Raw genomic sequence first — 25678 nt, forward strand, 5'->3', positions numbered from 1 at the left:
ATACGCTCAGTTAGTTGAGAGGTATTTTAAGTATATCGTCATTTTTTCCATCTTACTGAGTTATTTGAAAGTTTTTAGTAAAATACCACATAGGTTATAGTGAAGATAATACTGACTGCTGGCCTTTATTTTCCCGGATTTTCCCTGCTTTTTTAAGCAGAGTGAGCAGTGTTTGATTGTCCCAGTCCGAATTGGCTTGCGGGGTATAGGTTGAGGCCATCATTGTTGTGATTTCTGTTTCTATTGCTGCGGTTAATGCTTTGTCTGCGCTAGTCTGTTCTTGTTTCCATTGAGCAAATGCTGCAGGAATCCGGATCCCGTCATGCTTTTCAACTGCGCGGATAAGGGCATCCAGTGCCGGGGAAACCTCGCCTTTTTCCGTATCCTGAACGTTTGTTTTATACCGGTGTTTTTCTGTATACCACAAGGCGGTAAACAGTAACCAGAGTACGGCAAAAAAAGTACTCAGATAAGGCCAGAAGCCTGGGTCATCTACCTGAATAATTTCTGGTTTGATGTCTTTTTCGTCTGATCGAGTAGGCGGAACCGGGGAGAGTGTCAGTGATGGTGTTTCACTTTTTTCAACGGAAATATGTATGCCTTTCAGTTGAGCCTGAGCCTGTTGTCTGGTGCGGGTATTCCACCAGGGGAGCGTGATATCTGGTAAGGTAAATTCGCCTTGCTGCTTAGGGATCAATACCTGCTTAATGCTGATGACCACGAGGTTTTCTTCCTGACTGATATTGGGTTTTTCAGCGTATACACGTAATGTATCAGGGTAGTCTGCGTGTGGAATCGGTAGTTGAGTTTGTTCCACTCCTTCGGCAGAAAGGGTTATCTCCCGGGTCAGGGGGGTACCAACACGCAGGGAAAGATCCTGTGTATCTTCTGTCAGTTCACGGCCGTTTTCATCCAGCCATTTTTGGCTGAGTGTCAGATTCGGGCTGGGTAACCAGACGCCCTGATAGTTCTGTGGTTTTTCCAGTACATCGATAACCAGTAATTCAGAAGGCGTATTAACCGGGATCAGACGAGTATTGCCGTTTGCAGTCTGTTTGCCGATGACGGCTCCTTTCAACGTCGGTCCGTTGATGACGTATTTTCCCGCTTGTCTGGCAATCAGATCATAATGTTGATCCACAACCGTCACTTCTACGCCATTGAGTATGCTTTGATATTGATTGGCTTTACCTTTGGGTTTTAACTCAATGGCTTGTTTATCTGCTCCTTCTATACTGGGCTGGACTATTTTGGCTTCTTGTAGGCGTCTTAGTTCAGTTTTAATCAGTAGTCGGGTATCAATATGGGCAATTTCTCCCGGATAGAGTTCTTTGTGGTTGATATTTACCTGAAACTCAATCAAATCCTCGGGTTGAGGGGTGTTGGTATCTTGAGTAACGGTCAGGTGTATCGGTGTGGTAGTATCGTTGCCGACCTGAAAAGCTGGAATTGTCAGAATGCCAGTGACTAAAGGTGCCAGAGTTATGCTCCATTCACTGCGTACTGATTTTACACCGTTTACATAGTTGGTATAGGAGCCAAAGTTGGGTCTGCCCAGATAGAAATCTTTGCTCAGAACCGAAAAGTCGATGGCTCCGGAGTCCAGATTTTCATCTGCGCTGATCCTGAGCTGAAAAACTTCATCTTTCACTATCTTATTGGTTGTTACGCTGGCCGTGGCGGCATACAGATGGGTACTGAACACTCCTGTCAGTAATGTGAATATCCAGTGTGAGTTTCTTTTTCTGATCATGGTTATTATATCTTTTTTTCGTTTACCAGGACTGAGTACTTTGTTTCGGTGCTGCTTTGTCTCTCGCTTGCAGGAGTATTTGTGCCCGGAGCAGGCGGCCAGGGTCTGTTGTATTTTCTATCTGTTCCAGTCTGCGGAATTCCGGTTCATCTTGTCCGGCTATTTTTGCTTTTGTTCCGGTTGTTGTCTCGTTCTCTTTGCTACTATTACGGCTTAATTCCTGTTTCTGTGGTGAAGACGCAGGATTGTCCTGTTGACGGTCTTGCCTGCGTTCGTTCATCTGTCCGGATGAATCTGAAGTTTTAGGCGCATGTCTATTCTCTTGTTTGTTATCCGAATTATTTGCAGTATTTTCTTCTGATAGTGCTTGTTGGGGTTGTGATTCAACGGGACTAGGTTTTTGATTTTGTTGCTGTTGCTGTTGCTGTTGCTGTTGCTGTTGCTGTTGCTGTTGCTGTTGCTGTTGCTGTTGCTGTTGCTGTTGCTGTGCGTGTTTCACAATTTCCAGGTTAGTTTTGGCATCCATAAAATCCGGGTTTTCGGTCAGAATGTCGCGGTACAGTTTTTGTGCCTGATCCAACTGGCCATTCTGAGCATAGGCATTGGCCAAATTATAGCGGGAATCAGTGTCAGGCAGTCCCTGCAGAGCTTCAATTGCTGTCGGAAAATCACCGGCCTGATAGGCAGCGATACCTTTCCATTTTGGATTGGTGAACAGCTTAGTGGCCAGCGATTTATTGCCATTTCGATAAGCGTTATAGCCCTCCTGATCAGCGGTTTTCCATGCAGATGCCTCCGCATTAACTGTTGATAGAGAGTAAGTAAGTGTTAACACACAGAGAAAAATCATCCCTTTGCGGAATAGCAGCAGGGCCGGGATCAGCAGTAGCGGTACCAGCCAGAACCCATTATTGATACGTTCTTCTGTCTGCTGCTTGTCCTGCTTGGTCGCGTGGTTGTCAATGTGGGGTGGGGCTTGGGTCAACAGTTCGATATCGGTATCGTTGTTCTGCAATGGAGCCAGAATACCGCCGGATTGCCGGGTCAGAGTCTGCATATTACGTATATTGGTTTTTGCGATAACCGGTGTACCGGATTGGTCTCTGAGTAATGTCCCGTCTGGAAGGGGGATGGGGGCACCGTTTACCGTTCCGACTGCCAGAATGGAAAGCCGCCATAGCGAGTCTTCCAACAGGGGTGTAATACCATCTTTCTCATCATCATTTATATCGTCACTGATAAGAATAATCTCTCCACGCTGATGCCCTGCCTGACGCAGAGTCTCAATTGCGAGCCGAACAGCCGCATCTGCTCTGGATCCCTGATACGGCATTATTTCCGGAGTCAGGTTAGTGATCAGATTTGCCAGTGTTTTGGCATCTGTTGTTAGCGGGCTGATGGTGTAGGCATCACCGGCATAAGCAATCAGTCCGGTGCTGCCTTCCTGCCAGTGAGGTAACATATCCAGAGCCTTGTACTTTATCTGTGTTAACCGGTCTGGTTTTATATCCTGCGCATAAAGAGAGCGTGACATATCCAGAATCAGCACCCGGGCTGCGCTGGTGGTGAAAACCGGAACCTTATTTTTCTGCAGACTTGGGCCAGCCAGTGCCATTACAGCAATAATCCAGGCTACAGTAATAAGCTCTATGGTTCGGGATTTACTTTGCCTATTGCTCAGTCCGAGTTGCTGTGCAATATGTGGAGCTATGAGTGTTGAAGTGTTCCGGCTCCTGGCGTATAGAAACAGAACACCTCCTAGCGGAATAAGTACCAGCAGCCAGAGAGGATACAGAAAAATAAACTTATCCATAAAAGTACTCACAAATGGTGTCTTCTGATAAAAATCAACAGTGCGGAAGCCAGCAATGCCAGCATCAGGGGCAATCCAAACCACTCAGTTTGCGGACGCCAGATTTCTGTTGCCTTACTGACTGGCTCAAGCTGATTGATGGTTGTGTAGATGTCCTGTAGTGACTGTCTGTCTCGGGCCCGGAAATATTTACCGCCGGTTGTCTGTGCAACTTTTTTCAGGGTTTCTTCATCCAGATCTTTCGCGGTATTGACTTTCCGGCGGAAGAAAAAATCATTAACCATCATTTCACCAGCACCGACACCGACAGTATAAATGGTGGTGTGATATTTGGCAGCTATCTCTGCTGCTTCCAGTGGGTCTAGAATTCCGGCAGTATTCATACCGTCTGTTAGCAGGATCATTACGCGTTGCGGTGCATCACTGTCTGCAAAGGTTTTAGTTGCAAGACCAATCCCTTCGCCGATGGCGGTTTGTACTCCCACTAGTCCTAGGACAGTTTGATGTATTTGGGTCGTGATAGTTTGTCTGTCAAGTGTCAGAGGGGTTTGCAAATAGGCATGATCAGCAAACAGGATCAGTCCCAGCCGGTCGCCGTCCCGTTGGCTGACAAAATGTTCCAGAACCTGTTTAACTGCACTGAGTCGATCGATATATTCATCACCGGATAGCATATCTTTCTCTTTCATTGAACCGGAAAGATCAACAACCAGCATCATATCTCTGTGTTTGAGTGGTGACTGAACCGGCTCCCCATACCAGACGGGTCTTGCCGCAGCTGTAACCAGAGCTATCCAGATAAAGGCTGCCAGAACTTTTGCTGGCAGGTTTGCCGGAACCTTATCTACCGGAGTTTCCGGAAGATGAAGATAAGGCAGGTAGATGGCTGAGTGTTCTTTCACTTGTGGTGTGAGAAAGTAGAACAGAGGAGGAAGTGGCAGCAGAAACAGCATCCACCACCAGATCAGTTCAATATGAGCGGGCAGGTTAGCCACGTCTCCCCCTCTTTGGAGGCAGAGCCAGAGTCAGCCAGTGATGGCATTGCTCGACCAGAGCTTCCGTATTAACCTCCGCGTGTTTTTCGTACAGAGCCTGTAGCCATTCACGTTCATTGGGCTTAAACAGGGAGCCGTTTATCTGTGAGTCAAGGAAATCCAGCCATTTGCTTCCGGAAAGATGAGCAACCTGACTTCTCGGGTAATAGCTGAGAGCCGCCTGCCGGACAATTTCCATTGCCCCGGACGGGGTCAGGGTAGCCCTTTCCAGATTCAGTAATGCGATAGCGGCTTTTTTGGGAGCCAGACGTTTTTTCCGCCAGCGCCACAGCAGCCAGATGGTTAGTACGGTCAGGAACATGGTAAGCAGAAGGCTCCACCACCCCCATGCCAGAGGCCAAAAACCCGGAGGGGCCGGCAGATGAAGATCTTTCAGAGGTAACAGGTTACTGACAGTTGATGCAATGTTCGTCATGCTGGCTTCCCGACGATTTGATGAATTAACGGTTGAGAGCTGGAAACTGAATAATACGGAATAGCTAATGAGCGGCAGAGTGTCTGAATACTTTCCTGTCTGCTGATAAAAGCCTGTTCCAGCTGTGTTCTGGTTGATTTTACCGAAAAATTTAACCATTGAACGTTTTCGTTATTGGTTACTTTTTCCGTTCCCCGGTATGCAGTATATCCGGCTTCAAGGGGATCGTAAAAATGAATAAATTGTAGCTGATTATGTTGCCTTAACTGGCTTAGTACAGCCTTATCATTCTCCCTGTAGCGGATAAAATCACTGAGAATCATAATATCGCTTCCCTTAGGACTCAGGCGCTGTAATGCGGCAAATCCATCAGTCATTGGTTGCTGGTAACCTGTCGGCTCATGCAGAGCCGTATTGTGCATTTTTGTCAGTGTATGCAGCAATTGTAGAGCACCTTTATCTCTGGATGTGGGGCGAATATCAATAAGTTTGTTGCCACTGTCGAGTATGGCACCGATACGATCATGCTGAGCAGTGACAAGCCAGCTGATCAGACTGGCCATATGAGCCATTTGGACTGATTTCAGCATAAAAACGGAACCAAAACGCATAGAAGCATTGAAGTCCAGATAGAGGAGCACCGGTCGTTCCCGTTCTTCAGTAAATAGTTTTGTGTGTGGTTTGCCGGTTCTGGCTGTAACCCGCCAGTCGATATTGCGGATATCATCTCCGGGTTGATATTTTCGTACTTCAGAGAAGTTTATCCCCCGTCCCTTCTGCCTGCTCGAATGCTGACCATTTAACTGTGACCAGAGACTTTTGCCCGGCGGCAGCCAGCGTACAGTCTGACTCTTATACTGCAGCAGTTCATTTAGCGTCAGGGTTACCCCGTTACCGCCGCCAGGTATGGGATCCGGTGTCGGATATGGTCTCTTTGGATTTCGCATGCTGATCAGGCACTCCCTACCAGAGAAATCAACTGCTGAATAATCTGATTTGGATGTCTATTTTCTGCTTGTGCCTGATAGCTGAGCAACAGACGGTGACGCAGTACAGGAAAGGCCATGCTTTGTACATCTTCCGGTGTCACATAGTCCCGTCCACTTAGCCAGGCATGTGCGCGTGCACAGCGATCTAGCGCGATCGTTGCTCTCGGACTGACGCCCATTTCTAAATTGGTAGCCAATTGCTGACTGTATTTTTCCGGTGTCCGGGTTGCCAGTATCAGGCGGATGATATACTGTTCGATGCTCTCTGCCATATGGACGGTTAGTGCACTTTTTCTGGCCTGAAAGATCTGCTTCTGGGATATTAGAACGGGATCTGGTGGGGTATTTCCCTGTGCTTCTCCACGGTTCAGGCGCAGAATTGCCAGTTCGCTTTCTGCGTCCGGGTAGCCGACATCGAGATGCAGCAGAAAACGATCCAATTGTGCTTCCGGCAGTGGATAGGTGCCTTCCTGTTCAATAGGATTTTGTGTTGCCATAACCAGAAACAGCTCTGGTAGCGGATACGTTTTTCGTCCGGCGGTGACCTGCTTTTCAGCCATGGCTTCCAGCATAGCGGCCTGAACTTTTGCCGGAGCACGGTTTATTTCATCGGCAAGGATGAGTGAATTGAACACCGGGCCCTGCTGGAAGATGAATTCACCGGTTTCCGGACGATAGATATCGGTGCCTGTTAGGTCTGCGGGAAGCAGATCAGGAGTAAACTGGATGCGGTGGTAGTCTCCCTCGATACAGTCAGACAATGTTTTTACAGCCCGGGTTTTGGCCAGTCCCGGAGGACCTTCTACCAGAATATGTCCATCAGCCAGAAGGGCAACCAGGAGTTGTTTGATCAGTTCACTCTGTCCGATAACCTGTGAGTTAAGGTACTGCTGAAGCTGTTGAAAGATATCCGAATGCATTTCTGAGATTCCTGTTTTTACCTTTTTATATACCGAAGTCACTTCCTGACCTCATTTCGGTATATATGGGGATATTCAGTGTATTGTCAAGGTAGCTTATTGAAATGAATACTGTTCCCGGTATTATTATTTTAGCTGTATCACTATTCATTTCGGCGGTTACAGAATTCAGTTTGCCACGGGCTGGAATCATCGGGGTGAAATAGGTAAACTCGTGCCAGTTTTAACGGATCAGGTAAAGAGAATGAGCGATTTTGAAAAAGAACTGGAGCAGATGTCTGAGATGACCCAGGATGAACCGGAAGTCAAGCTACCGACTCTGGAAGAGCAGCAGGCGATAGTCGCTGAACTTAAAAAGCTGGAAGCGGAAGGCAAGCTGACACCGGAAATTCTGGAAAAGCATTTTGGCCAGTTCTACTCTGAGACGGACGTGCCGGTTCATTAAGTCTTGGCTATTGAAAATAGTCATTAATATTCAATGCCTTAAAGCCGCCTTTGGTGGCTTTTTGGTTTTCTGTTTTTATTACGTAGTGGCCTGCTCATGAGGTGGTCACCTAATATGATCTGAAAGCGGTCAGAAAATTTCGTCTTATTCTTTTATATGAGAATATCCCAATATCCTTATAGATCTCCTACAGATAGGTTTACCACGTATCTAATACCTTTGTTTTACCTTTTCTCATGCCTTGACAGTATTAAGGTTTAGGCTAGCTTAAAAGTATAAATATCATGAAAATTATCAACGTTTCTCATTGAATGGTAATTGTTTTTATTAATGAATTCTCATTGCCTGATAAGTTACCAAAATACGTGATAAGTAGGGTGTTATGAATAATAATATGGAAACAATCAGAGTTATTACACTGATTACAGAGAACAGTTTGCAGGCTTCTCTGCTGAAAGATTCTCTGGAACATCATCTGAATGCTGTTATTAATATTACTCCCCTGGCGTCTTTATTTGGACGTCATCTTACAGAATATGACAGGGTCAGTGACATTGTTATTATTGATATGTCCGTTTATACCGTTCAGATGAATGAGATTTATGCTGACTGCAGGGATAAATTGTTTCCTGATGCAGAAGAAGTGCTGATTAATTGTAAAAATGATGTGCATTATCAGGAGCTGCTGTCATGGAGCCATCTCTCAGGGGTATTTTATGTGTCTGACAGCATTGATTTACTGACCCGCGGAATTGATAAAATTATGCAGGGAGAGATGTGGCTGAGCCGGAAATTATCACAGGAATATATTCTTCATTTTCGTGGCAGACATAATGCAGCAAGTACACAGGCCTACACCCGTCTTACCAAACGGGAGCAGCAGATCATCAGATTACTGGGGAATGGTAATTCTAATAATCAGATTGCGGATAAGCTTTTTGTCAGTGAAAATACGGTAAAGACGCACTTGCATAATGTGTTTAAGAAGATCCATGCGAAAAACCGTCTTCAGGCTTTATTGTGGGCAAAGGAGAATATCGGAGATTAGTCGGAAAAAGGTTTTTCTCCGGCAGTCCATACTGATGGTCTTAGCCTGTTTATTGACTGCTGTCCGGTATTAAGCTAGAGCCTTAGCCAACAGGCTGACGGGGTGAATACATGGCAGGTTTGTGTTTTCTTCTATCTGCCATTTACAGGTCTCACAGTCGGTGACGACGTAATCTGCTTCTGAACGGTTAATCTTGTCGAACAGGTTCTGGCCGATGAGTATCGATGCTGTGTAATTCTCCTCTTTAAACCCATAGGTTCCTGCCAGACCGCAGCATTCGCTGTTAAGCACTATCACTTCCAGACCGGGGATCATCCGTAGCATTTCAATCGTAAAAATAGCGCCTCTGCTACGTTCCAGATGGCAGGGGGTATGGTACACAATCCGTTTGTTGATAGGGTGCATTAGAGGCCTATTTCCGTTCATAAATTCTTTAAGCAGGAAGCGGCTGACATAGTGAATTTTGTCTGCAACGGTTTCGTTATTTATTCCTAAAACGTGCGGATACTCTTCTTGTAACGTAAATGAACAGGTTGAAGACGTTGAAAGTATGGCACAACTGTTTTGTCGGATCGCTTGTTCCAGATAGTGAAGGTTGTATTCGGCATTTTTTCGTGCCTGCTTGTAAAAGCCATTTGCAATCATAGGCACCCCACAGCATTTTTCTTTGTCCAGAAGACGGACACCAATATTTATCGCATTCATTACCCGGATAAAATCCTTTCCTAATTGTGGATGATTATAGTTAACATAACAGCCATGGAAGTAGCTGATTTGCCGCGGATACATGGATTGATCCTGCACTTGTTTCTTAAACCAGTGTCTGAATGTATGGCGGGAATATTTGGGTAATGATTTATGGTCATGTACTCCGATGGTTTTGTGCATGATTTTTTTTATCAGGGGTAATTGGGTGGTGGCATTTATCACCGGGGCAACCGGGGTCGCCAGAGAACCCAGTAGATCCGTATGGCTGAGAATAAAATCCCGGAGCAGTTTCGGATTTATGTTTTTTTTACCGTATTGACTTCTGGCTACAGCAATAATGTCCCCGATTCGAACGCCTGAAGGGCAGGCTGTTTCACACCGTTTGCAGTTAGTACAGTATTTCAGCATGTCATCATAAAATTCAGGGCTTTTTATTCTCAGACGTTCACCATCCGGCCCGCATTGTTTGGGGCCGGGAAAATCCGGGTTTACTTTAGCTACCGGGCAGTACACAGTACAGATAGTACATTTGATGCATTGCTCGAAGGTGGTGTCTTTGTTGGTGATATTCATGCCTTTACCTTTGTTGCCGGTATACCCTGCTGACGTTCAGCCAGTATCTGCTGTGCGGCAAAGTAGCCGGTGCTAATAGCGACGCCTCCTCCGCAGCCATGAGCAACAGGGTTATACCCGGACAGTATGGAACCGGCACAGAAGAGGTTATTGATAATTTTCCCCTGAATAGAAGGCTGGAAACGCTTATTTGTTGCTACTCCAAAAGACATAAATGCATGTGGAGTAGGACTGAAAAAGTCTTTCTGATGCCAGGATGACCGGTTTGCTGTTTCCGTCAGATCCAGTCCGAAAACCGGTTCTTCAATATGTTGTTGATGGGCAATCAGTCCCTTACTGAAAAAACTGCCAGAAGCCAGCACATAATGTCCGGCACTTAAGTTGATATCGGCCATTTTTCTTGTTCTGATACTGGTCAGGCGTTGTATTCCTTTTTCTTCCCGGAATATTCCTCGGAGTACTTCGTCACCTTTTATCAGGATTCCTCCGTTGTTGATAAATGTGTTCATCAACGTATTTTCTATCCGGATCCCTGGCAGAGAAGGAGGCATTGTGGGAACTTCGTGAAACTGAAGCTTGGTGCTCTGGCTGAGTTTATTCATCAGATCTAATCCCTCTCCATTGCCCAGAACAGCAGGAATGATCACCAGATCGTCGGGTGTTGCTGCTGAGGAAAGCTGACCCGCAAACGCCTCAAACTGACTGTCTTCTCGCAGAATTCTGGCAAGATCAATAGAACGAAAGTCGTGCGGATTCCGGTTTAATCGGCTGAAAGCCGATACACTGACTCTGACCGTTTTTATCGGAATATATTGAAAAGCATCATGATGAAGCAGGTTTCCTCGTGCAATTTGAGGCTGAAAGTCCCTGAATCCATCAATGGTGATCAGCACAATACGTTGGATCCGGGAGAGATCATTAAAATTGAAATCTATCTTTCTGACATATGGCTGAGAAAGCCAGGTAGGTTTTAGCGTGCCTAATGTGGTGATCCTATAGTGATTTTCCTGTGTATTCTTGCTGCTTAGCGATAAGTTTTGTTGTTCCATCAGAGCCTGATACCAGTTCATTCCTTCACGGACAATGCATGAGCCCAGCTTTGCATAAGGGTGGTGTGGCAGAGTGGTTTGCAGATGTTCGATCTCCTGCCAGGGATTTTTGACTGGCTGGTGGGTGAACAGGGAGTGAGATAACAGATCAATGGAGCCGGATGAAAAATGCAGTGCGCTCTGACCGCTGCTGATAATTGCAGTGCGCAGACCGTGATCCAGACATCTTAATGCAGCACAATAACCCGCCATGCCACTACCGATAACGATAACATCATAATTCAGCATACTATTTTTGCTCCTGATCAGCTTTCTTTCCGGGGAGCGGTATATCACTACAACCAAACAGGCCTTCGTAGATCCAGTAGCTGAATTCGGCTTCACGCAGAGCTTCTCCCCAGAATATTGGCTTAATACCTGTCCATCTTTCTTCCATAAAATCGACGAGTAACTGTCCTGATTCATATCCGGACAAGTTGCCGTATTCTTTAAACAGGCCTGCAGCCCGGTAGGCACAGAGTTCCCCCTGACAGGGTCCCATACCCAGACGAGTTCGACGGCGCAGATCGATCAGATTGTGCACATCCAATTGTTTTATTGCGTATTCGATTTCACCGGCAGTCACCATTTCACATTCGCAAATGATGGTTTGATTTTTGGGTTGTTCAGAAAGGAAAGATATGGCCCGCTCGCCATGCCGGTAAATAGCCGATTCATAAACAGGTTTAGCCATGCTGATATGCTTTCTGCTCTGTTTGGGAAGACGATCTGAACCCGGTAACGGACGGATGTGAGTTGTACAAGGCGTGGTATGGCCCAGTTTTTTTGCGATCAGGTCAGTTGCCTGTTCAGCCATCAGGCGGTAAGTCATCAGTTTGCCGCCGGTGATGGTGGTTAAGCCTTTCAAACCATCTCGTTCTTGGTGATCCAGCAGTACAATACCGCGACTGATACTCCGTCCGGTGTGGCCACTTTCCAGAGAAACCAGAGGCCGGACTCCGGCATAGGCTCTGAGAACACGGGTATGCTCCATAACCGGAGCCAGTTTTACACCTTCTTTCAGCAGCAGATCTACGTCTTTGTCGGTGACATGCAGATCGTCTATACCGTCATAGTCAATCTCTTCTGAGGTGGTGCCGATGAGTGAAATAGTATCACCGGGTACGAGGATATCGGCATCAGAGGGTTTTCGGCAACGGTTGAGCACCAGATTGTTGATCCGGTAATCGAGGATCAGTAACGAACCTTTAGACGGGAACATTTTGATATCTAGATCGGCATATTCGCAGATCCTCTGTCCCCAGATCCCCGCTGCATTGATAACCTCATGGGCGAATATCTGCAAAGATTGTTTTGTCTGACTGTGTATGCCGTTTACTCCAATGACCTTATCCCCGTTGCGGATCAGAGACGTTACCAGTGTATGGCTAAACAAGCGTGCACCGTGTTCTTTTGCATCCAGTACATTTGAGGCACAGAGCCGGAAAGGATCCAGTGTACCGTCCGGCACTCTGACGGCTCCGGTTAACTGAGGATTTGTATTCGGCTCCAGAAGCAGAGCTTCTTCAGGGGTTAATGGTTCAGCTTCAATACCTGCGGAGTGGCAGGCATGAATAAAGGTATCCTGAAACATCCGATCATCTTCTGGCAACGTAATAAACAGCCCGGAAGTGTCCTCCACACAGTGCCGGGCAATGTGTTTCAGGATACGATTTTCCTGTATGCACTCTCTGGCGGAGTGTTGATCAGTTACCGCATATCTGGCTCCGGAGTGCAGCAGGCCATGATTGCGTCCGGTGGTACCCGAGGCCAGATCATCCTTTTCCAGTAAAATACAGTCGATACCTCGTAGTGCACAATCACGCATAATGCCTGTGCCTGTTGCCCCGCCACCAATGATGATAACTTCGGTTTGATACTGTATGCCTGATTTCATGGTTATCTTATTTGTGAAATGTATTGTTACAGTGTGGCACTAAAAATATGTCTGTGAATGATAAAGGTTCGCAAATTTGACAAAGTCTTATTTGTTATCTGTGTTCAGAGCTTTACTGAATAACCATCACGGTAATGTTTCGGGTTTGTGTTTATTCTCAGTCTATCTACCTGAATCCCCAAGTATGACAACTGACAGAAACAGACATGAAACAAAATGCTTTACCAATGAATAATCAATATATTGTGGCTCTTGATCAAGGAACTACAAGTTCGCGAGCCGTTGTGCTGGATCATGATGCCAATATTATTAGTGTCGCTCAGCGGGAGTTTACTCAGATATATCCACAGGCAGGTTGGGTGGAACATGATCCGCTGGAAATTTATGCGACACAAAGCTCGACTTTGATTGAAGCGCTTGAACAGAAAGGAATCCGTTCTGATCAGGTCGTCGGCATCGGGATAACCAATCAGCGGGAAACGACGATCGTCTGGAATAGAGAAACGGGTGAGCCTGTTTATAATGCGATTGTCTGGCAATGTCGTCGTACTGCCGGTATCTGTACAGAGCTGAAAAGCCGGGATGGTTTTGAGGTGTATGTCAGGGAAAATACGGGTCTGCTACTTGATCCTTATTTCTCCGGTACCAAAGTAAAATGGATTCTGGATCAGGTTGAAGGGGCAAGGGAGCTTGCGCAGGAAGGGAAACTTCTTTTTGGAACGGTGGACACCTGGCTGGTGTGGAAAATGACTCAGGGCCAGGTTCATGTGACGGACTACACTAATGCTTCCCGGACACTCCTGTTTAATATCAATACATTACAATGGGACGACAGGATTCTGGAAGAATTGGATATTCCACGCTCAATGCTGCCGGAAGTCAGGCCTTCTTCGGAGATCTACGGCAAAACAAATATTGGTGGTAAGGGAGGAACTCGTATTCCCATTGCCGGTATTGCCGGAGATCAGCAGGCGGCACTGTTTGGACAGATGTGTGTGAAACCTGGTCAGGCAAAAAATACCTATGGAACCGGCTGTTTTCTACTGATGAATACTGGACAGGAAAAAGTGACGTCACAAAACGGTCTGCTGACAACGCTGGGATGTGGGGCGAGCGGTGAAGTGGCGTATGCACTGGAAGGTTCTGTATTTATGGGTGGGGCATCTATTCAGTGGCTGCGGGATGAAATGAAACTGCTGGATGATGCAAGAGACTCTGAATACCTTGCAACCCAGATAGATTCTTCCAATGGGGTGTATGTGGTTCCTGCTTTTACTGGGTTAGGCGCACCATACTGGGATGCTTATGCCCGGGGGACAATTGTTGGTATGAGCCGGGGGACAGGGGCTAATCATATTATCCGGGCTACGCTGGAAAGTATTGCTTATCAGAGTAAGGATGTGATCGATGCAATGCAGGCAGATTCAGGAATTCAACTCACGTCATTACGGGTTGATGGCGGAGCAGTTGCAAATAATTTCCTGATGCAGTTTCAGGCCGATATTCTGCAGACGGATGTTCTGCGGCCGAAAGTCACCGAAGTCACGGCGCTTGGGGCTGCTTATTTGGCCGGTCTTGCCGTTGGCTTCTGGAGCTGTTTGGATGAAGTCTCCGGTAAGGCTGAAATTGACCGGATTTTTACTCCGGCAGAAGATCAGGAGAAACAAACGCAGAGATATGCAGGCTGGAGGCGGGCGGTTCGTGGTGTGCTGGCATGGTCTGGTGTGGAAGATGAATAACAAATAATATGTTGGTTATGGAGGTTACAAACAGGATCCTTACGGCCCCCTTTTTGATAGTTTTTATCTATTGATTTAATATGTAAAATCTATTTTTCTTTATGAAGATTGCGTGTGATTATGTATACAGAGCAGAACATTGCCATTCAATAACATAAAGGAAAAGTAAAGTTATGATTAATACTAAAATTAAACCATTCAGCGCCACGGCTTTCAAAAACGGTGAATTTGTTGATATCACTGAGCAGGATGTAGCGGGGAAGTGGGCAGTCTTCTTTTTCTACCCTGCTGATTTCACATTTGTATGTCCGACAGAACTGGGCGATCTTGCCGACCACTATGACGAGCTGCAAAAGCGTGGCGTAGAAGTATTTTCTGTCTCCACAGATACTCACTTCACTCACAAAGCGTGGCATGACAGTTCAGATACCATCGGTAAAATCAATTACTACATGGTTGGTGACCAGACTGGCAATATCACTAATAACTTTGGTGTAATGCGCGAAGGTCAGGGTCTTGCTGACCGTGCTACTTTCCTGATTGACCCTGACGGTGTTATTCAGGCGATGGAAATTACAGCTGAAGGTATCGGCCGTGATGCAGAAGATCTGCTGCGTAAGGTAAAAGCCGCTCAGTATGTTGCTGCACACCCAGGCGAAGTATGCCCGGCGAAATGGAAAGAAGGTGAAGAAACGCTGGCTCCTTCACTGGATCTGGTTGGTAAGATTTAATTCTTTCGGAACGGATTAGTTATTCCAAGTTATATTAGTTAGTTTCCAGTTATAAACGTAGCAGGACGGATTCTGGATATAATCCGGAAATCTGACCTGCTTCTTCTTATCTGTTTCTATCCAGAGTGACCACTCTATAAATCATAATAAAGGTGTGAGTGAACATGTTAGATCAAGCAATCAAACAACAATTAAAGCAGTATCTGAGTAATCTGAAACACGATGTCCGGCTAGTGGTCAGCCTGGATGAAAGCAAAGCTTCTCAGGATATTTTTTCCTTAGCGAGTGAAATTTCTGAACTCAGTGATTTGGTATCTGTAGTTCGGGATGACAGTGCCAGTGAACGTAAACCGGTTATGGCCGTCACTAATCCGGAAAAAGGGTCTACTCTGCGTTTTGCCGGCCTGCCAATGGGGCACGAGTTTACTTCTCTGGTGCTGGCTCTATTGCACAGTGGTGGTCATCCTATGAAGCTTGACCCAGAGACGATTAAGCAGATCGCAAATCTGAACAAGCAACTGGATGTTGAGATCTTTATTTCTCTGTCGTGTCAGAATTGTCCGGATGTGGTGCAGGCTTTTAATATGATGGCTGCTATTAATCCGGATATTCAGGTTACTATGATTGATGGTGCCCTGTTCCAGAATGAAGTCAAACAACGTGACATCATGGCTGTGCCGAGTGTATTTGTGAACGGTGAGCTGTTTGGGCAGGGACGCATGTCACTGGCTGAAATTATGACGAAGCTGGACGATGGTGCAGCAGAAAAAGCGGCTGCCGGTATTAACGAGAAAGAACCGTTTGATGTGTTGGTTGTCGGTGGTGGCCCGGCTGGTGGTGCGGCAGCGATTTATTCTGCACGTAAAGGCATCCGTACCGGTATCGTAGCGAAACGTTTTGGTGGTCAGGTTATGGATACCATGGCTATTGAAAACTTTATTTCAGTGAAGAGAACGGAAGGTCCTAAGCTGGCTGCGGATATGGGTGAACACCTGAAAGAATATGGTGTGGATATTATTACCGATCAGCAGGTAGATAAACTCATGGGTGCAGAGCTCACTGAAGATGGTTATATCAATGTGATGCTGGAAAGTGGTGCGATGCTGAAGAGCAGGAGTGTGATTTTGAGTCCGGGTGCCCGCTGGAGAGAGATGAACGTACCGGGGGAACAGGAATACCGTAATAAAGGGGTAGCGTACTGTCCTCACTGTGACGGTCCTCTGTTTAAAGGTAAGAAAACAGCTGTTATTGGTGGTGGTAACTCGGGTATTGAAGCGGCTATCGATCTGGCCGGTATTGTTCAGCATGTGACGGTTCTGGAATTTGCTGGTGAGCTGAGGGCTGATCAGGTACTGATCAAAAAAGCAAATTCACTGCCTAATGTGGATATCATTACCATGGCGCAGACAACAGAGGTTATTGGTGATGGTAAGCGTGTGACCGGTCTTAAGTATAAAGACCGTAATACGGATGAAATTAAACAGCTGGAACTGTCAGGTATCTTTGTTCAGATTGGTCTGGTGCCAAATACAGAGTGGCTGAAAGATTCTGATGTACAGCTTTCTGTAAGAGGTGAAATAGAGGTCGGTAGTCATGGTGAAACCAGTATGGCTGGTGTATTTGCCGCCGGTGATGCGACAACTGTTCCATATAAGCAGATCATTATAGCGATGGGAGACGGTGCAAAAGCCAGTCTTGGAGCATTTGATTATCTGATCCGTCAGGGATAATAGACCTTTATACAAATCAGCTGAAGCCCGATGATTCATCGGGCTTTTTTATACCTTAATTTAAGCTAGTTATTTGCCGTAGCGGTTGCCTTTTAACTTAAACGAAAGCGTAAAACTCGGATCTGACGGGATCAGTGTCGAGTGACGTTCAATTTCATATCCGGGAAGCTGTTTTCTGAAATAAGAGAGCAGGCGTTGTTTATTGAAGATCCCCAGCTTAGCGGTGATTTCGCGGTTTTCTTTGCCTGAATGACCGCTGATATCTGCTACTGAGTGACCATAATCTGTATTTTTGGTGGTGATTCCTTTCAGTGACCATTCCACACATTCCTGATTCAGGTCGCTTCTTAAAGAGCGGTTGACTTTAATGACATCGTCATCGTAGAACTCTAGTAAAACCAGTTGATATTTGTTGCGCTCAATGGCTTTTGTCAGTTTATCTAACTGGAAAGAGTGGTGCCAGTCCGCACTGGTGGTACTGGAAATAACCAGACAAGGAGATGCGTTAAAGTAGATGAATTCCAGTACATCGCCTTTTACGACTTTTCGGGTGTTTAAAGACGGCTTTTTCTGGCTGTCGATATAAGTAATGGCGTATTGTTTACTGAGCTTTTCTGCGAGAGGTGCAAATCCTGAAAAGATTATTGGTCTTGAACATGGGGATGTGAAATGGCTGATAATACTTTTTTCGATAGTATTCTTGCTATAGATAGTATTCTTTTTATCGATGATAGCGCCCTCTCCCGTTCGGGGAGAAGAATGCGGGGGTTCTGCCGTATCAACACTGGTAAGTTCAAACATAACGCGATCCTTATAAATATCATCATAAACGTGGTTGTTTGGCTTACCGGATACAACATATATGCCAAAATTTAAGTAGTTTTTTATTTTTATTAAATTGTTTATTTAGGTTATTTATTCTGATGTTTTGCGGATTTACTGGTCGTTCTATTTGTTTTATTCGGTTTTTTTCAGAGACAAGTATTTGAATGGATATTTCAGTGCTAAAACGACAATCTCTGCACTGTACCGGTGCATAGGTTTGTCTTATCTCAGGATGTGAGATTTGAATTATGCTTGGCGTTATATTATAACGCTTATGTTTTTACTGAGTATAACTGGTTTATTTATATGCATACTATGCTGAAAACGTTGTTTTTACTATATCTTAGTCTGATGATATTTGTCTGCTCCGGTTCTGTTCAGGCTCATCCTCATTCCTGGGTAGAGATGAAAACCTATGTTCAGGGTTCAGAAACCCTGGTCACCGGTTTTCAGATGGAGTGGGTTTTTGATGCCATGACCACTGCATACATGTTGGATGGTGAAGATCTGTCTCCGGAACATCAACAAGAGTCACTGCAAACATTGGCCGATGAGATGCTGGCTAATATGTTGGGTGATCATTATTTCACTTATTTTTATGATGAAGATAAGCCTATCCGGTATCTGGAAGGCAGAAATGCACAACTTTCTCTTAAGCGTGGGAAAGGTGTTTTTTCTTTTGATCTCCCTCTGGTAAAACCTCAACCGATTACGGAATCAGCGTTGAAGTTGTTGATTTTTGAACCCAGTTATTATGTTGATATGACATGGAAGCATCCGGCAGACGTTATATTATCGGATGCTCTGGCTAAAAATTGCAGTATAGAAATGGTAGAGCCAAATCCAACACCGGAACAGATGAACTATGCCCTGTCTCTGCCATTAGATGCTGATCCGGATAATGCTCTTGGTCAGTTGTTTACTCAAACAGTCCGGTTCCATTGCGTATCGCCGACAGATACTGAAGAGGCTATTCATGAATAAGGCAGTATTTCCGTTTCGATATTACCTGAGTACAGTGCTGGTTTTTGGATTTTTAGGATTAATGGCCTATCAGCTCTGGCTGGCGTGGCCACAGATTCTTCTTGGCAGTATTAAATGGCAGAGAGAGATTAATGCTGAGTTAAGTGATCTGCTTTATGATGCAAAAGAGAATAGCCTTGCGGCTGGCATCTCTTTGGCCGGACTGAGTTTTCTTTACGGTATTCTGCATTCTGTCGGACCAGGGCATGGTAAGGTTATTGTTACCACTTTTCTGGCAACGCATCCCAGTAAAATTAAACATGGCCTGATATTGACGATTTTGTCGGCCTTTATGCAGGCGATTGTTGCTACTGTTCTGGTTTCTTCTTTAGTTATTCTTTTCAGTCATTCTATGCGGGATGTGAGCAGTAAGGCTGATTATTTAATTAATGCCAGTTTTCTCGCAATGTCTTTGCTTGGAATTACTATTTTGTGGCGTACATCAAAAGCTATTTACTATTATCTGAAGCATCACAAGTACAGTGCCGGATGCCACTGTTGTCATTGTGTTTCAGGTAGCCAGTTGAATCAGGCCATGAACTGGAAATCTTACGTAGGAATTATTATCAGTATCGGTATTCGTCCTTGCTCTGGTGCTATTCTGGTACTTCTTTTCTCTAATGTTGTGGGGATTTACTGGCTGGGTATCGTGAGTGCATTTCTGATGGCAATCGGTACGGCTATCACCACATCGACAATTGCTCTGATGACTATTTCCGGGAAAAAGGTTATTCAGCGTTATCTAAGAGCTGAAAATCATCAGCATAGTTCACTTGGTAGCATGGGGCTGCAATTTGTCGGTGGTATCTTACTGACCTTGTTGGGTATCATTTTATACAGTTCACAAACATACAGTATGTCACCAATATTCTGATTTTATATTTCAGTATCTAGTTAACAGACTGATCGTTGACATGGAAATACTTCTGGATTAAAACTTATTTGTGCGCAATAACGCACAAATAAGTTTATTTCAGGAGTCAGAGTATGGAAGTCACGGAACGTATTGAGCGGTTACGGCAAAATTATGTTAATTCAAAACCTTCGATCTGTTACGAACGAGCGAAGATCTACACGGATTCACATAAACGGACCGAGGGGCAACCGGTTATTCTGCGTAGGGCTCAGGCGTTTTCTGACTTTTGTAATGAATTTGATATCAAAATTTTCCCTGACGAGCTGATTATCGGTACGGCCGGTAAGTTTCGCCGTACCGGGATCCTGACGCCTGAATACTCATGGCGCTGGGTCGATAAGGAGATGGACACCTTTGCTACCCGTCCTCAGGATCCTTACCAGATGACGGACGAGCAGCGTAGTGTGGTGCGGTCAGATATCTTCCCGTACTGGGAGGGTAAATCTCTTGAAGAACATTTTCTTTCTTTGCTACCTGAAGAGACGGCCAGGATTGCGGTCGATACCGGCATTATCGATAACGATTCAAAATGGCGTCAGGCGGTGGGTGAGATCACGCCGGATTATGAAGGGCTGCTATTTAAAGTGGGCTATCGTGGGGTGTTGCAGCAGGCTGAGGAAAAACTGGCTGAGCTGGATTATCTGAGCGATGAGAATATCGACAAGATTAATTTCTATCAGGCGACCATTTTAACCGCTAAGGCGATCATGACGCTGGCGAACCGGTATGCCGGGCTGGCGGAGCAGATGGCAGAACAGGAAACAGATAGCCAGCGCCAGGCTGAATTGCTGGATATTGCCCGGGTATGTAAGCGGGTACCGGAACATCCGCCGGAAACTTTCCATGAGGCGATTCAGTTTGTCTGGTTCGTGCAGTTAGGCGGCATTATTACTGAAAACCCGCTGGCTCTGAATCCGGGTCGCTTCGATCAGTATATGTATCCTTATTATGCTGCCGATATAGAGGCTGGTCGTCTGGAAAAAACGCAAGCGAAAGAGCTGATCCATGCGTTGTGGCTGAAATACTCCGAGTGGGTCTGGACCATTTCGGAAAATACCACCGGGTACTTTGCCGGGTATAACCAGTTTCAGAATCTGACTGTCGGCGGAAAAAAACGTGACGGATCCGATGGTACCAATGAGCTGACTTACCTTTGTCTAGAAGCAACGGACGAAGTACGTACTCACCAACCGGGGCTGAGTGTCCGGGTGCATTCTGACTGTCCGCCGGAATTTTTGTATGCGGTGACGGATCTGGTCAGTAAAGGAACTGGTTTTCCGGCTATCCATAACGATCAGGCTGGTACGCAGATGCTGCTTCAGGCCGGTTATGAAGCGGAAGATGCCAGAGACTGGAATAACTGCGGTTGCGTGGTGCCTCATTTCCGTAAAACCGGTCAGTGGACATCGGCGGTGAACGTGAACTTTGTGGCCGCCATGGAATACGCTCTGAATCAGGGGAAAAGCCGTCTGACCGGAGAAAAGCTGGGGCTGGATGCGAAACCTGTTCAGGAATACACCAGCTATCAACAAGTGCAGGATGCGGCCTTTGAACAGGTCGGTAACCTTATTTATCACTCTGTGGTCGCGACGGTTGTTGCGCAAAAACTTCACTCACAAATGGTACCAAGACCATTCCTTTCTACCTGTATTGAAGAGTGTCTGACTACGGGGACTGATTTGTCGCAGGGTGGAGCAAAATACAATGTGGGTCCGGTACTTACCGGTATTGGTCTGGCCGTTGTTGCGAACTCGCTGGCGGTGATTAAGAAACTGGTCTTTGAAGATCAGGTCATCACTCTGGCTGAACTGGACGCCGCGATGAATGCCGACTGGGAAGGCTATGAAAGTCTTCGGGACAAGGCTCTGGATGTGGTGAAGTACGGCAATGATGACGACTATGTGGATTCCATTGCCCGGGATCTGGCGAACTATTACTACCGTGAGACCCGCTCTTATAAAGATATCTTCGGCTCGAACTTTAATTCGGCATTTATGGGGATCTCTAACTATATCCCGACCGGCCGGATTGTCGGTGCGACGCCATGTGGACGGAAAGCGAAAAAACCGATCACCGAAGGGGTATCCCCTTATGCTGGCAGTGATGTCAGCAGCCCGCTGGCGGCGATGCGTTCCAGTGCCAAGATGAATCATGATGTGCATACAGGCGGCACCTTGCTGAACCTGCGTCTGAGTGAGGATCTGGTCAGCACGCCAAAAGGCAAACGGGATCTGGGCAATATTATTCGTGCTTATTTCTCTCTGGGTGCATTCCATGTGCAGTTTAATACTCTGTCAACCGAGGTGTTGCGTAAAGCACAGGCAAATCCTGAAGAGTATAAAGATCTGCTGGTGCGGGTGGCTGGTTATAGTACCCAGTTTGTGAACCTGTCTCCGGAAATGCAGGAAGCGATCATCGCCCGTTCCGCTCACGGAGCCATGTAATGGGGAAAGAGGTATCCTCCGGCGTTGTTATTCAGATGCAGGATTACTCCATCCATGACGGGGATGGAGTAAGAACCACGATCTTTCTGGCTGGCTGTGGCCTTCGGTGTCAGTGGTGCGCGAATCCTGAAAGCTGGACGAAGAAACCCAAGCTCGCCTTTTATGCACATAAATGCTCGCAGTGTCACAGCTGTGAGCCAGTGTGCCCACAGAGCCTTAAACCATCCAGTAATGAATTCGATCTGAGTGATTGTACCTTGTGTGGCGCATGTGTTTCGGTATGTCCGGAAAAAGCGTTAGAGCTGGCCTGTTCAGATACCGATGTCGAATCCGTTATGCAGAAGATCCGTCGTGATGAGCTGTTTTTCCGCCATACAGGTGGCGGGGTGACCTTTTCCGGCGGAGAGCCGTTTTTGCAGCATCAGTTTCTGCGGCAGTTAATGGCGGGCTGTGAACAGCTTGGTGTTTCTGTCTGGGTGGAAACCTGTGGCTTTTTTAACTGGAAACAGTGTCAGGATCTGATGTCTGGAATTGAACATGTGTTTTTTGATATCAAGCACATGGATGAACAGGTGCATGAGCAAGTGACGGGACAAAGCAACCGGACTATTCTGGACAACGCGCGAAAAATGCATGAACTGGGTGTGCCGATGACGATTCGTGTGCCTTTAATCACTGAAGTGAATCTGGATGACGACAATCTGCGTGCCACCGCCGAGTTCATTCGTGAATATCTCAGTGGAAGCACCATTGAACTGCTGCCATATCATGAACTGGGCAAGGCGAAATACATGGCTTTCCGCATGGATGAAGTGTTTCATTCATTTACTACACCGACGCCGGAACAGGTAGAAAAGGCGTATGATGTTTTTTCCGGGTATCAGATCCGACGTTATATGGGGTGATATTAAGTAAACACACCGCCAAATCAAATCTGGGCTATGCTAGTAGTAGGGTCGATACCTTCCGATGGGAGGGCGAGGCTCATTCTTGAGACCCGATACTGGAGGTGAATATGAATATCAGTGACAAAATTAAAGAGTTGGAACATGATATCAAAGTCGCCGGTTCTGAAGGTGATATTGAGCTGATGAATCAACTTGAAAATCAGCTGGAACAGCTTAAAGAAAAGTTGCCACACGCAATGGATGACGATCCTTACTTCACTGACGAAAATATGTACTGTGATGATTGATATCGTCCTGAAAAACTCTGAGATGTTGTTTATCAATAATAAAACCACACATCAATGGCTCATTGTTTTTACCCAATGGGCCATTGTATTTTGAGTGGATTGGATATATTACTCATTAATAACTGACGATATTCTGGAAGACTGCGGTTTTACTTATCGCTTTGTAGCCATGTGGTTGATCAGCACAAAAACGCAAGCTTTTGCCTTGTTTAACTGGTTCCCAATGGCCATTATTCAAAACTTCCATATCACCCTGCAGAACAATAATACTTTCGATTACTCCGGGTGCATGGGCATCTGACATTTGGCAATGATGGTTAGTCAGAGTAATTTCATGTATTTCATAATTGACCGCAGGGTTATAGGGAAAGATGGATTTCACTTTCATATCTGGATCCGGAAAATACTGATGTTCATCCGGCTCGGGTGTTTGGGTAAAAAAGGCTGAAAATGATGTTTCCAGACCGGATGCAATTTGCCACAGTTTGGCAATGGTCGGGCTGGATTCTTCCCGTTCAATTTGTCCCAGCATGGCCTTAGAAACACCGGTTAGTTTTGCTACGGCATCCAGACTGAGTTGTCTTTGCTTCCTGATGGCTTTCAGGTGGGTGGCTATTCCTTGTTTAAACTGCTGTTCTGTCATGATTGTTTACTGTTGGCTAAAACCTGTTTATCTGGAGGAATTATCTGGTGTAAATAGGCAACGGACAAGAAAAAACCCTCGGCAAAAGGCTGAGGGTTTTGGTCGTAAAGGGTTAACCCCTTAGTAACTTGGCTAATAATTAGTCTACGCCATGTTCTTTATACAGTCTGCGACATGCGTCACCGTTACTGTGAAACAGATGGCAACGATGTGCTGGTAGACCGATAGAATACTTATCGCCAACTTCGATATTAAGGGTATCCGGCACTCGGTAGATAACATCGGCATCGGCACCGTCAAGGTGCAGATACACTTGAGTTTCATGCCCCAGTTTTTCTACAATTTGTACGTCACCAGCAATCACTGCATCACCGACATCTGCGTTTAACAGATGTTCAGGGCGGATGCCCAGCGACATACGTTCACCTTTGTTGACGGTTGCACCTGATACCGGGACCCAGAATGTTTCTCCGTTAGACAGTTGAACCATGACTCGTTCGTCTTCTACTGCTTCAATCTGTACACTCATGAAATTCATTTTCGGTGAGCCAATGAATCCGGCAACGAAACGATTCTGCGGATAGTGATATAGTTCCAGAGGACGTCCGACTTGTGCGACACGACCTGCGTCAAGGACCACAATTTTATCTGCCATGGTCATTGCTTCAACCTGATCATGGGTTACATAGATCATAGTACAACCAAGTTTACGCTGCAGTTTGGTGATCTCACTGCGCATATTGACACGCAATGCGGCATCCAGATTCGATAGTGGTTCGTCCAGAAGGAAGACCTTAGGTTGTGAAACCAGAGTCCGGCCGATAGCGACCCGCTGGCGTTGTCCACCTGACAATGCCTTAGGCTGACGATCCAGAAGATGAGTCAGTTGAAGGATATCAGCCGCATGATTTACCCGCTGGTCTATTTCTTTTTTATCTGCTTTCGCCAGTTTCATACCGAAAGACATGTTGTCGTAAAGGTTCAGGTGCGGGTAAAGCGCATAAGACTGGAAGACCATGCCAACGCCGCGTTTGGCCGGTTCCACATCATTCATTCTGTCCTGTCCGATATAGAGATCTCCGGAAGTAATGTCCTCCAACCCGGCGATACAGCGTAGCAGAGTAGATTTACCACAGCCTGACGGACCAACGAACACAACAAATTCGCCTTCTTTGATTTCCAGGCTGACGTTTTTTGAAATCAATACGTCGTCATATGCTTTACAGACGTTTTTTAACGTAACACTTGCCATGTAGCTTGTCCTCGATATTTTTTATGCTGTTACTGCTCACAATAAAACTTGATTCGTTATGCGGACTCACCATTGTATGGCGAGCCGTCATTATAGAAAACCGTTTAGGGGTCGCTTACCTTTCAATCTTTAAGCGAAATAAATTTGAAAGGTAAGCCATCCTGTCTCTGTGAGAAAAAAGGTGATGTCTCCGGTTTATGCAGACATCACCTGCTATTGCTAAAAGAAAGCCAGTATTCTCCCCTCCACAGTCTGAATACTCCCCCGTAGAACAAACTGTGACACATGTAACGTGCTTACTGACTCTCCCGGCAATGAATGCCAGCAAGTATATTCTGGTGACGGTAAGCAAAATGTCTTTCCGCAATGTAACAGAATTACCGGCAAAGGCTCTTACTATCCACTCTTGGATTGCTGTAGTCTCTTAAAATAGGACGTGGCAGACATCCTCCCGGTGGAATTAATTTCAGGGGGAG

General features: G+C 45.9%; 23 protein-coding genes. 11 read left to right on the top strand and 12 right to left on the bottom strand.

Going from position 1 to position 25678, the window contains the following annotated elements; all coding sequences use genetic code 11:
- Window positions 1–94 precede the first annotated feature (94 nt).
- The 6 genes from CSW98_RS08200 to CSW98_RS08225 are packed head-to-tail and all read right to left on the bottom strand — an operon-like array spanning window position 95 to window position 6945.
- Window positions 95–1753, bottom strand: coding sequence for a BatD family protein (locus tag CSW98_RS08200; protein WP_100799975.1), 1659 nt, complete (start codon window positions 1751–1753; stop codon window positions 95–97).
- 22 nt (window positions 1754–1775) lie between these two features.
- Complete coding sequence (locus tag CSW98_RS08205; protein WP_100800053.1) at window positions 1776–3566, bottom strand: vWA domain-containing protein; 1791 nt, start codon at window positions 3564–3566, stop codon at window positions 1776–1778.
- An 8-nt stretch (window positions 3567–3574) separates the two neighbouring features.
- On the bottom strand, window positions 3575–4519 hold the full coding sequence (locus tag CSW98_RS08210) for a vWA domain-containing protein (RefSeq protein ID WP_100800054.1): 945 nt from the start codon (window positions 4517–4519) through the stop codon (window positions 3575–3577).
- A gap of 34 nt (window positions 4520–4553) precedes the next feature.
- Window positions 4554–5036 carry a DUF4381 domain-containing protein gene (locus CSW98_RS08215; protein ID WP_100799976.1) on the bottom strand — a complete coding sequence of 161 codons (483 nt, stop codon included), beginning with the start codon at window positions 5034–5036 and terminating at the stop codon, window positions 4554–4556.
- Entirely contained in the window at window positions 5033–5983 is a 951-nt protein-coding gene (locus CSW98_RS08220; RefSeq protein ID WP_100799977.1) for a DUF58 domain-containing protein, read from the bottom strand. The genes CSW98_RS08215 and CSW98_RS08220 overlap by 4 nt, the downstream gene beginning before the upstream one ends.
- 5 nt (window positions 5984–5988) lie before the next feature.
- Window positions 5989–6945, bottom strand: a complete 957-nt coding sequence (locus tag CSW98_RS08225; protein ID WP_100799978.1) for an AAA family ATPase — start codon at window positions 6943–6945, stop codon at window positions 5989–5991.
- A gap of 244 nt (window positions 6946–7189) precedes the next feature.
- Between CSW98_RS08225 and CSW98_RS08230 the strand changes: the two genes are divergently transcribed.
- The gene (locus CSW98_RS08230) at window positions 7190–7390 is read left to right on the top strand and encodes a restriction endonuclease subunit S domain-containing protein (RefSeq protein WP_100799979.1); all 201 of its coding nucleotides are present in this window, start codon (window positions 7190–7192) and stop codon (window positions 7388–7390) included.
- Window positions 7391–7784: 394 nt separating this feature from the next.
- Window positions 7785–8438, top strand: coding sequence for a LuxR C-terminal-related transcriptional regulator (locus tag CSW98_RS08235; protein ID WP_232733492.1), 654 nt, complete (start codon window positions 7785–7787; stop codon window positions 8436–8438).
- A 69-nt stretch (window positions 8439–8507) separates the two neighbouring features.
- Here CSW98_RS08235 and glpC read toward each other — a convergent pair whose 3' ends face one another.
- From glpC to glpA, 3 genes are read right to left on the bottom strand one after another with little or no spacing between them, the layout of a single operon-like run.
- Window positions 8508–9719 (bottom strand): anaerobic glycerol-3-phosphate dehydrogenase subunit GlpC, encoded by a 1212-nt coding sequence (gene glpC / locus CSW98_RS08240; protein WP_100799981.1) that lies wholly within the window; start codon window positions 9717–9719, stop codon window positions 8508–8510.
- Window positions 9716–11056, bottom strand: coding sequence for a glycerol-3-phosphate dehydrogenase subunit GlpB (gene glpB, locus CSW98_RS08245; RefSeq protein WP_232733493.1), 1341 nt, complete (start codon window positions 11054–11056; stop codon window positions 9716–9718). Before glpB ends, glpC begins: the two co-directional genes overlap by 4 nt.
- A 1-nt stretch (window position 11057) precedes the next feature.
- On the bottom strand, window positions 11058–12704 hold the full coding sequence (gene glpA, locus CSW98_RS08250) for an anaerobic glycerol-3-phosphate dehydrogenase subunit A (RefSeq protein WP_100799982.1): 1647 nt from the start codon (window positions 12702–12704) through the stop codon (window positions 11058–11060).
- 227 nt (window positions 12705–12931) lie between these two features.
- Here glpA and glpK point away from each other — a divergent pair, with 227 nt between their 5' ends.
- The 3 genes from glpK (at window position 12932) to ahpF (ending at window position 16904) form a co-directional block, all read left to right on the top strand.
- Complete coding sequence (gene glpK / locus CSW98_RS08255) at window positions 12932–14443, top strand: glycerol kinase GlpK (protein WP_100800056.1); 1512 nt, start codon at window positions 12932–12934, stop codon at window positions 14441–14443.
- Between the two features lie 173 nt (window positions 14444–14616).
- A complete protein-coding gene (ahpC, locus tag CSW98_RS08260; protein WP_100799983.1) occupies window positions 14617–15174 on the top strand; it encodes an alkyl hydroperoxide reductase subunit C in 558 nt (185 codons plus the stop codon).
- Window positions 15175–15338: 164 nt separating this feature from the next.
- Window positions 15339–16904: an alkyl hydroperoxide reductase subunit F gene (ahpF, locus tag CSW98_RS08265; protein ID WP_100799984.1), complete on the top strand. Its 1566-nt coding sequence runs from the start codon at window positions 15339–15341 to the stop codon at window positions 16902–16904.
- Between the two features lie 69 nt (window positions 16905–16973).
- Here the strand turns inward: ahpF and CSW98_RS08270 are convergent, their stop codons facing one another.
- Window positions 16974–17705, bottom strand: coding sequence for a hypothetical protein (locus CSW98_RS08270; protein ID WP_100799985.1), 732 nt, complete (start codon window positions 17703–17705; stop codon window positions 16974–16976).
- Between the two features lie 330 nt (window positions 17706–18035).
- Here CSW98_RS08270 and CSW98_RS08275 point away from each other — a divergent pair, with 330 nt between their 5' ends.
- The 5 genes from CSW98_RS08275 to CSW98_RS08295 all read left to right on the top strand — a co-directional run bounded on the left by CSW98_RS08275 (window position 18036) and on the right by CSW98_RS08295 (window position 23307).
- Entirely contained in the window at window positions 18036–18713 is a 678-nt protein-coding gene (locus CSW98_RS08275; RefSeq protein ID WP_100800057.1) for a DUF1007 family protein, read from the top strand.
- A complete protein-coding gene (locus CSW98_RS08280) occupies window positions 18706–19626 on the top strand; it encodes a nickel/cobalt transporter (protein ID WP_100799986.1) in 921 nt (306 codons plus the stop codon). The genes CSW98_RS08275 and CSW98_RS08280 overlap by 8 nt, the downstream gene beginning before the upstream one ends.
- A 113-nt stretch (window positions 19627–19739) precedes the next feature.
- The gene (locus CSW98_RS08285) at window positions 19740–22112 is read left to right on the top strand and encodes a glycyl radical protein (RefSeq protein ID WP_100799987.1); all 2373 of its coding nucleotides are present in this window, start codon (window positions 19740–19742) and stop codon (window positions 22110–22112) included.
- Window positions 22112–23017 carry a glycyl-radical enzyme activating protein gene (locus tag CSW98_RS08290; protein WP_100799988.1) on the top strand — a complete coding sequence of 302 codons (906 nt, stop codon included), beginning with the start codon at window positions 22112–22114 and terminating at the stop codon, window positions 23015–23017. The genes CSW98_RS08285 and CSW98_RS08290 overlap by 1 nt, the downstream gene beginning before the upstream one ends.
- A 110-nt stretch (window positions 23018–23127) precedes the next feature.
- Window positions 23128–23307 carry a hypothetical protein gene (locus tag CSW98_RS08295; protein WP_100799989.1) on the top strand — a complete coding sequence of 60 codons (180 nt, stop codon included), beginning with the start codon at window positions 23128–23130 and terminating at the stop codon, window positions 23305–23307.
- A 115-nt stretch (window positions 23308–23422) separates the two neighbouring features.
- Here CSW98_RS08295 and CSW98_RS08300 read toward each other — a convergent pair whose 3' ends face one another.
- Window positions 23423–23950: a helix-turn-helix domain-containing protein gene (locus tag CSW98_RS08300; RefSeq protein WP_100799990.1), complete on the bottom strand. Its 528-nt coding sequence runs from the start codon at window positions 23948–23950 to the stop codon at window positions 23423–23425.
- Window positions 23951–24089: 139 nt separating this feature from the next.
- Complete coding sequence (malK, locus tag CSW98_RS08305; RefSeq protein ID WP_100799991.1) at window positions 24090–25202, bottom strand: maltose/maltodextrin ABC transporter ATP-binding protein MalK; 1113 nt, start codon at window positions 25200–25202, stop codon at window positions 24090–24092.
- 197 nt (window positions 25203–25399) lie between these two features.
- On the opposite strand from malK, the gene CSW98_RS17565 reads away from it, so the two are divergent.
- Entirely contained in the window at window positions 25400–25630 is a 231-nt protein-coding gene (locus CSW98_RS17565) for a hypothetical protein (protein ID WP_157810367.1), read from the top strand.
- Window positions 25631–25678: the final 48 nt, after the last annotated feature.

The sequence above is a fragment of the Vibrio sp. HA2012 genome, from assembly GCF_002812955.1.
GTDB lineage: Bacteria > Pseudomonadota > Gammaproteobacteria > Enterobacterales > Vibrionaceae > Vibrio.

Coding starts and splice junctions, on each gene's coding strand:
- CSW98_RS08200 (WP_100799975.1), bottom strand. CDS start 1,753: ATGATCAGAAAAAGAAACTCACACTGGATATTCACATTACTGACAGGA.
- CSW98_RS08205 (WP_100800053.1), bottom strand. CDS start 3,566: ATGGATAAGTTTATTTTTCTGTATCCTCTCTGGCTGCTGGTACTTATT.
- CSW98_RS08210 (WP_100800054.1), bottom strand. CDS start 4,519: ATGCTGTTTCTGCTGCCACTTCCTCCTCTGTTCTACTTTCTCACACCA.
- CSW98_RS08215 (WP_100799976.1), bottom strand. CDS start 5,036: ATGACGAACATTGCATCAACTGTCAGTAACCTGTTACCTCTGAAAGAT.
- CSW98_RS08220 (WP_100799977.1), bottom strand. CDS start 5,983: ATGCGAAATCCAAAGAGACCATATCCGACACCGGATCCCATACCTGGC.
- CSW98_RS08225 (WP_100799978.1), bottom strand. CDS start 6,945: ATGCATTCGGATATCTTTCAACAGCTTCAGCAGTACCTTAACTCACAG.
- CSW98_RS08230 (WP_100799979.1), top strand. CDS start 7,190: ATGAGCGATTTTGAAAAAGAACTGGAGCAGATGTCTGAGATGACCCAG.
- CSW98_RS08235 (WP_232733492.1), top strand. CDS start 7,785: ATGGAAACAATCAGAGTTATTACACTGATTACAGAGAACAGTTTGCAG.
- glpC (WP_100799981.1), bottom strand. CDS start 9,719: ATGAATATCACCAACAAAGACACCACCTTCGAGCAATGCATCAAATGT.
- glpB (WP_232733493.1), bottom strand. CDS start 11,056: ATGCTGAATTATGATGTTATCGTTATCGGTAGTGGCATGGCGGGTTAT.
- glpA (WP_100799982.1), bottom strand. CDS start 12,704: ATGAAATCAGGCATACAGTATCAAACCGAAGTTATCATCATTGGTGGC.
- glpK (WP_100800056.1), top strand. CDS start 12,932: ATGAATAATCAATATATTGTGGCTCTTGATCAAGGAACTACAAGTTCG.
- ahpC (WP_100799983.1), top strand. CDS start 14,617: ATGATTAATACTAAAATTAAACCATTCAGCGCCACGGCTTTCAAAAAC.
- ahpF (WP_100799984.1), top strand. CDS start 15,339: ATGTTAGATCAAGCAATCAAACAACAATTAAAGCAGTATCTGAGTAAT.
- CSW98_RS08270 (WP_100799985.1), bottom strand. CDS start 17,705: ATGTTTGAACTTACCAGTGTTGATACGGCAGAACCCCCGCATTCTTCT.
- CSW98_RS08275 (WP_100800057.1), top strand. CDS start 18,036: ATGCATACTATGCTGAAAACGTTGTTTTTACTATATCTTAGTCTGATG.
- CSW98_RS08280 (WP_100799986.1), top strand. CDS start 18,706: ATGAATAAGGCAGTATTTCCGTTTCGATATTACCTGAGTACAGTGCTG.
- CSW98_RS08285 (WP_100799987.1), top strand. CDS start 19,740: ATGGAAGTCACGGAACGTATTGAGCGGTTACGGCAAAATTATGTTAAT.
- CSW98_RS08290 (WP_100799988.1), top strand. CDS start 22,112: ATGGGGAAAGAGGTATCCTCCGGCGTTGTTATTCAGATGCAGGATTAC.
- CSW98_RS08295 (WP_100799989.1), top strand. CDS start 23,128: ATGAATATCAGTGACAAAATTAAAGAGTTGGAACATGATATCAAAGTC.
- CSW98_RS08300 (WP_100799990.1), bottom strand. CDS start 23,950: ATGACAGAACAGCAGTTTAAACAAGGAATAGCCACCCACCTGAAAGCC.
- malK (WP_100799991.1), bottom strand. CDS start 25,202: ATGGCAAGTGTTACGTTAAAAAACGTCTGTAAAGCATATGACGACGTA.
- CSW98_RS17565 (WP_157810367.1), top strand. CDS start 25,400: ATGCAGACATCACCTGCTATTGCTAAAAGAAAGCCAGTATTCTCCCCT.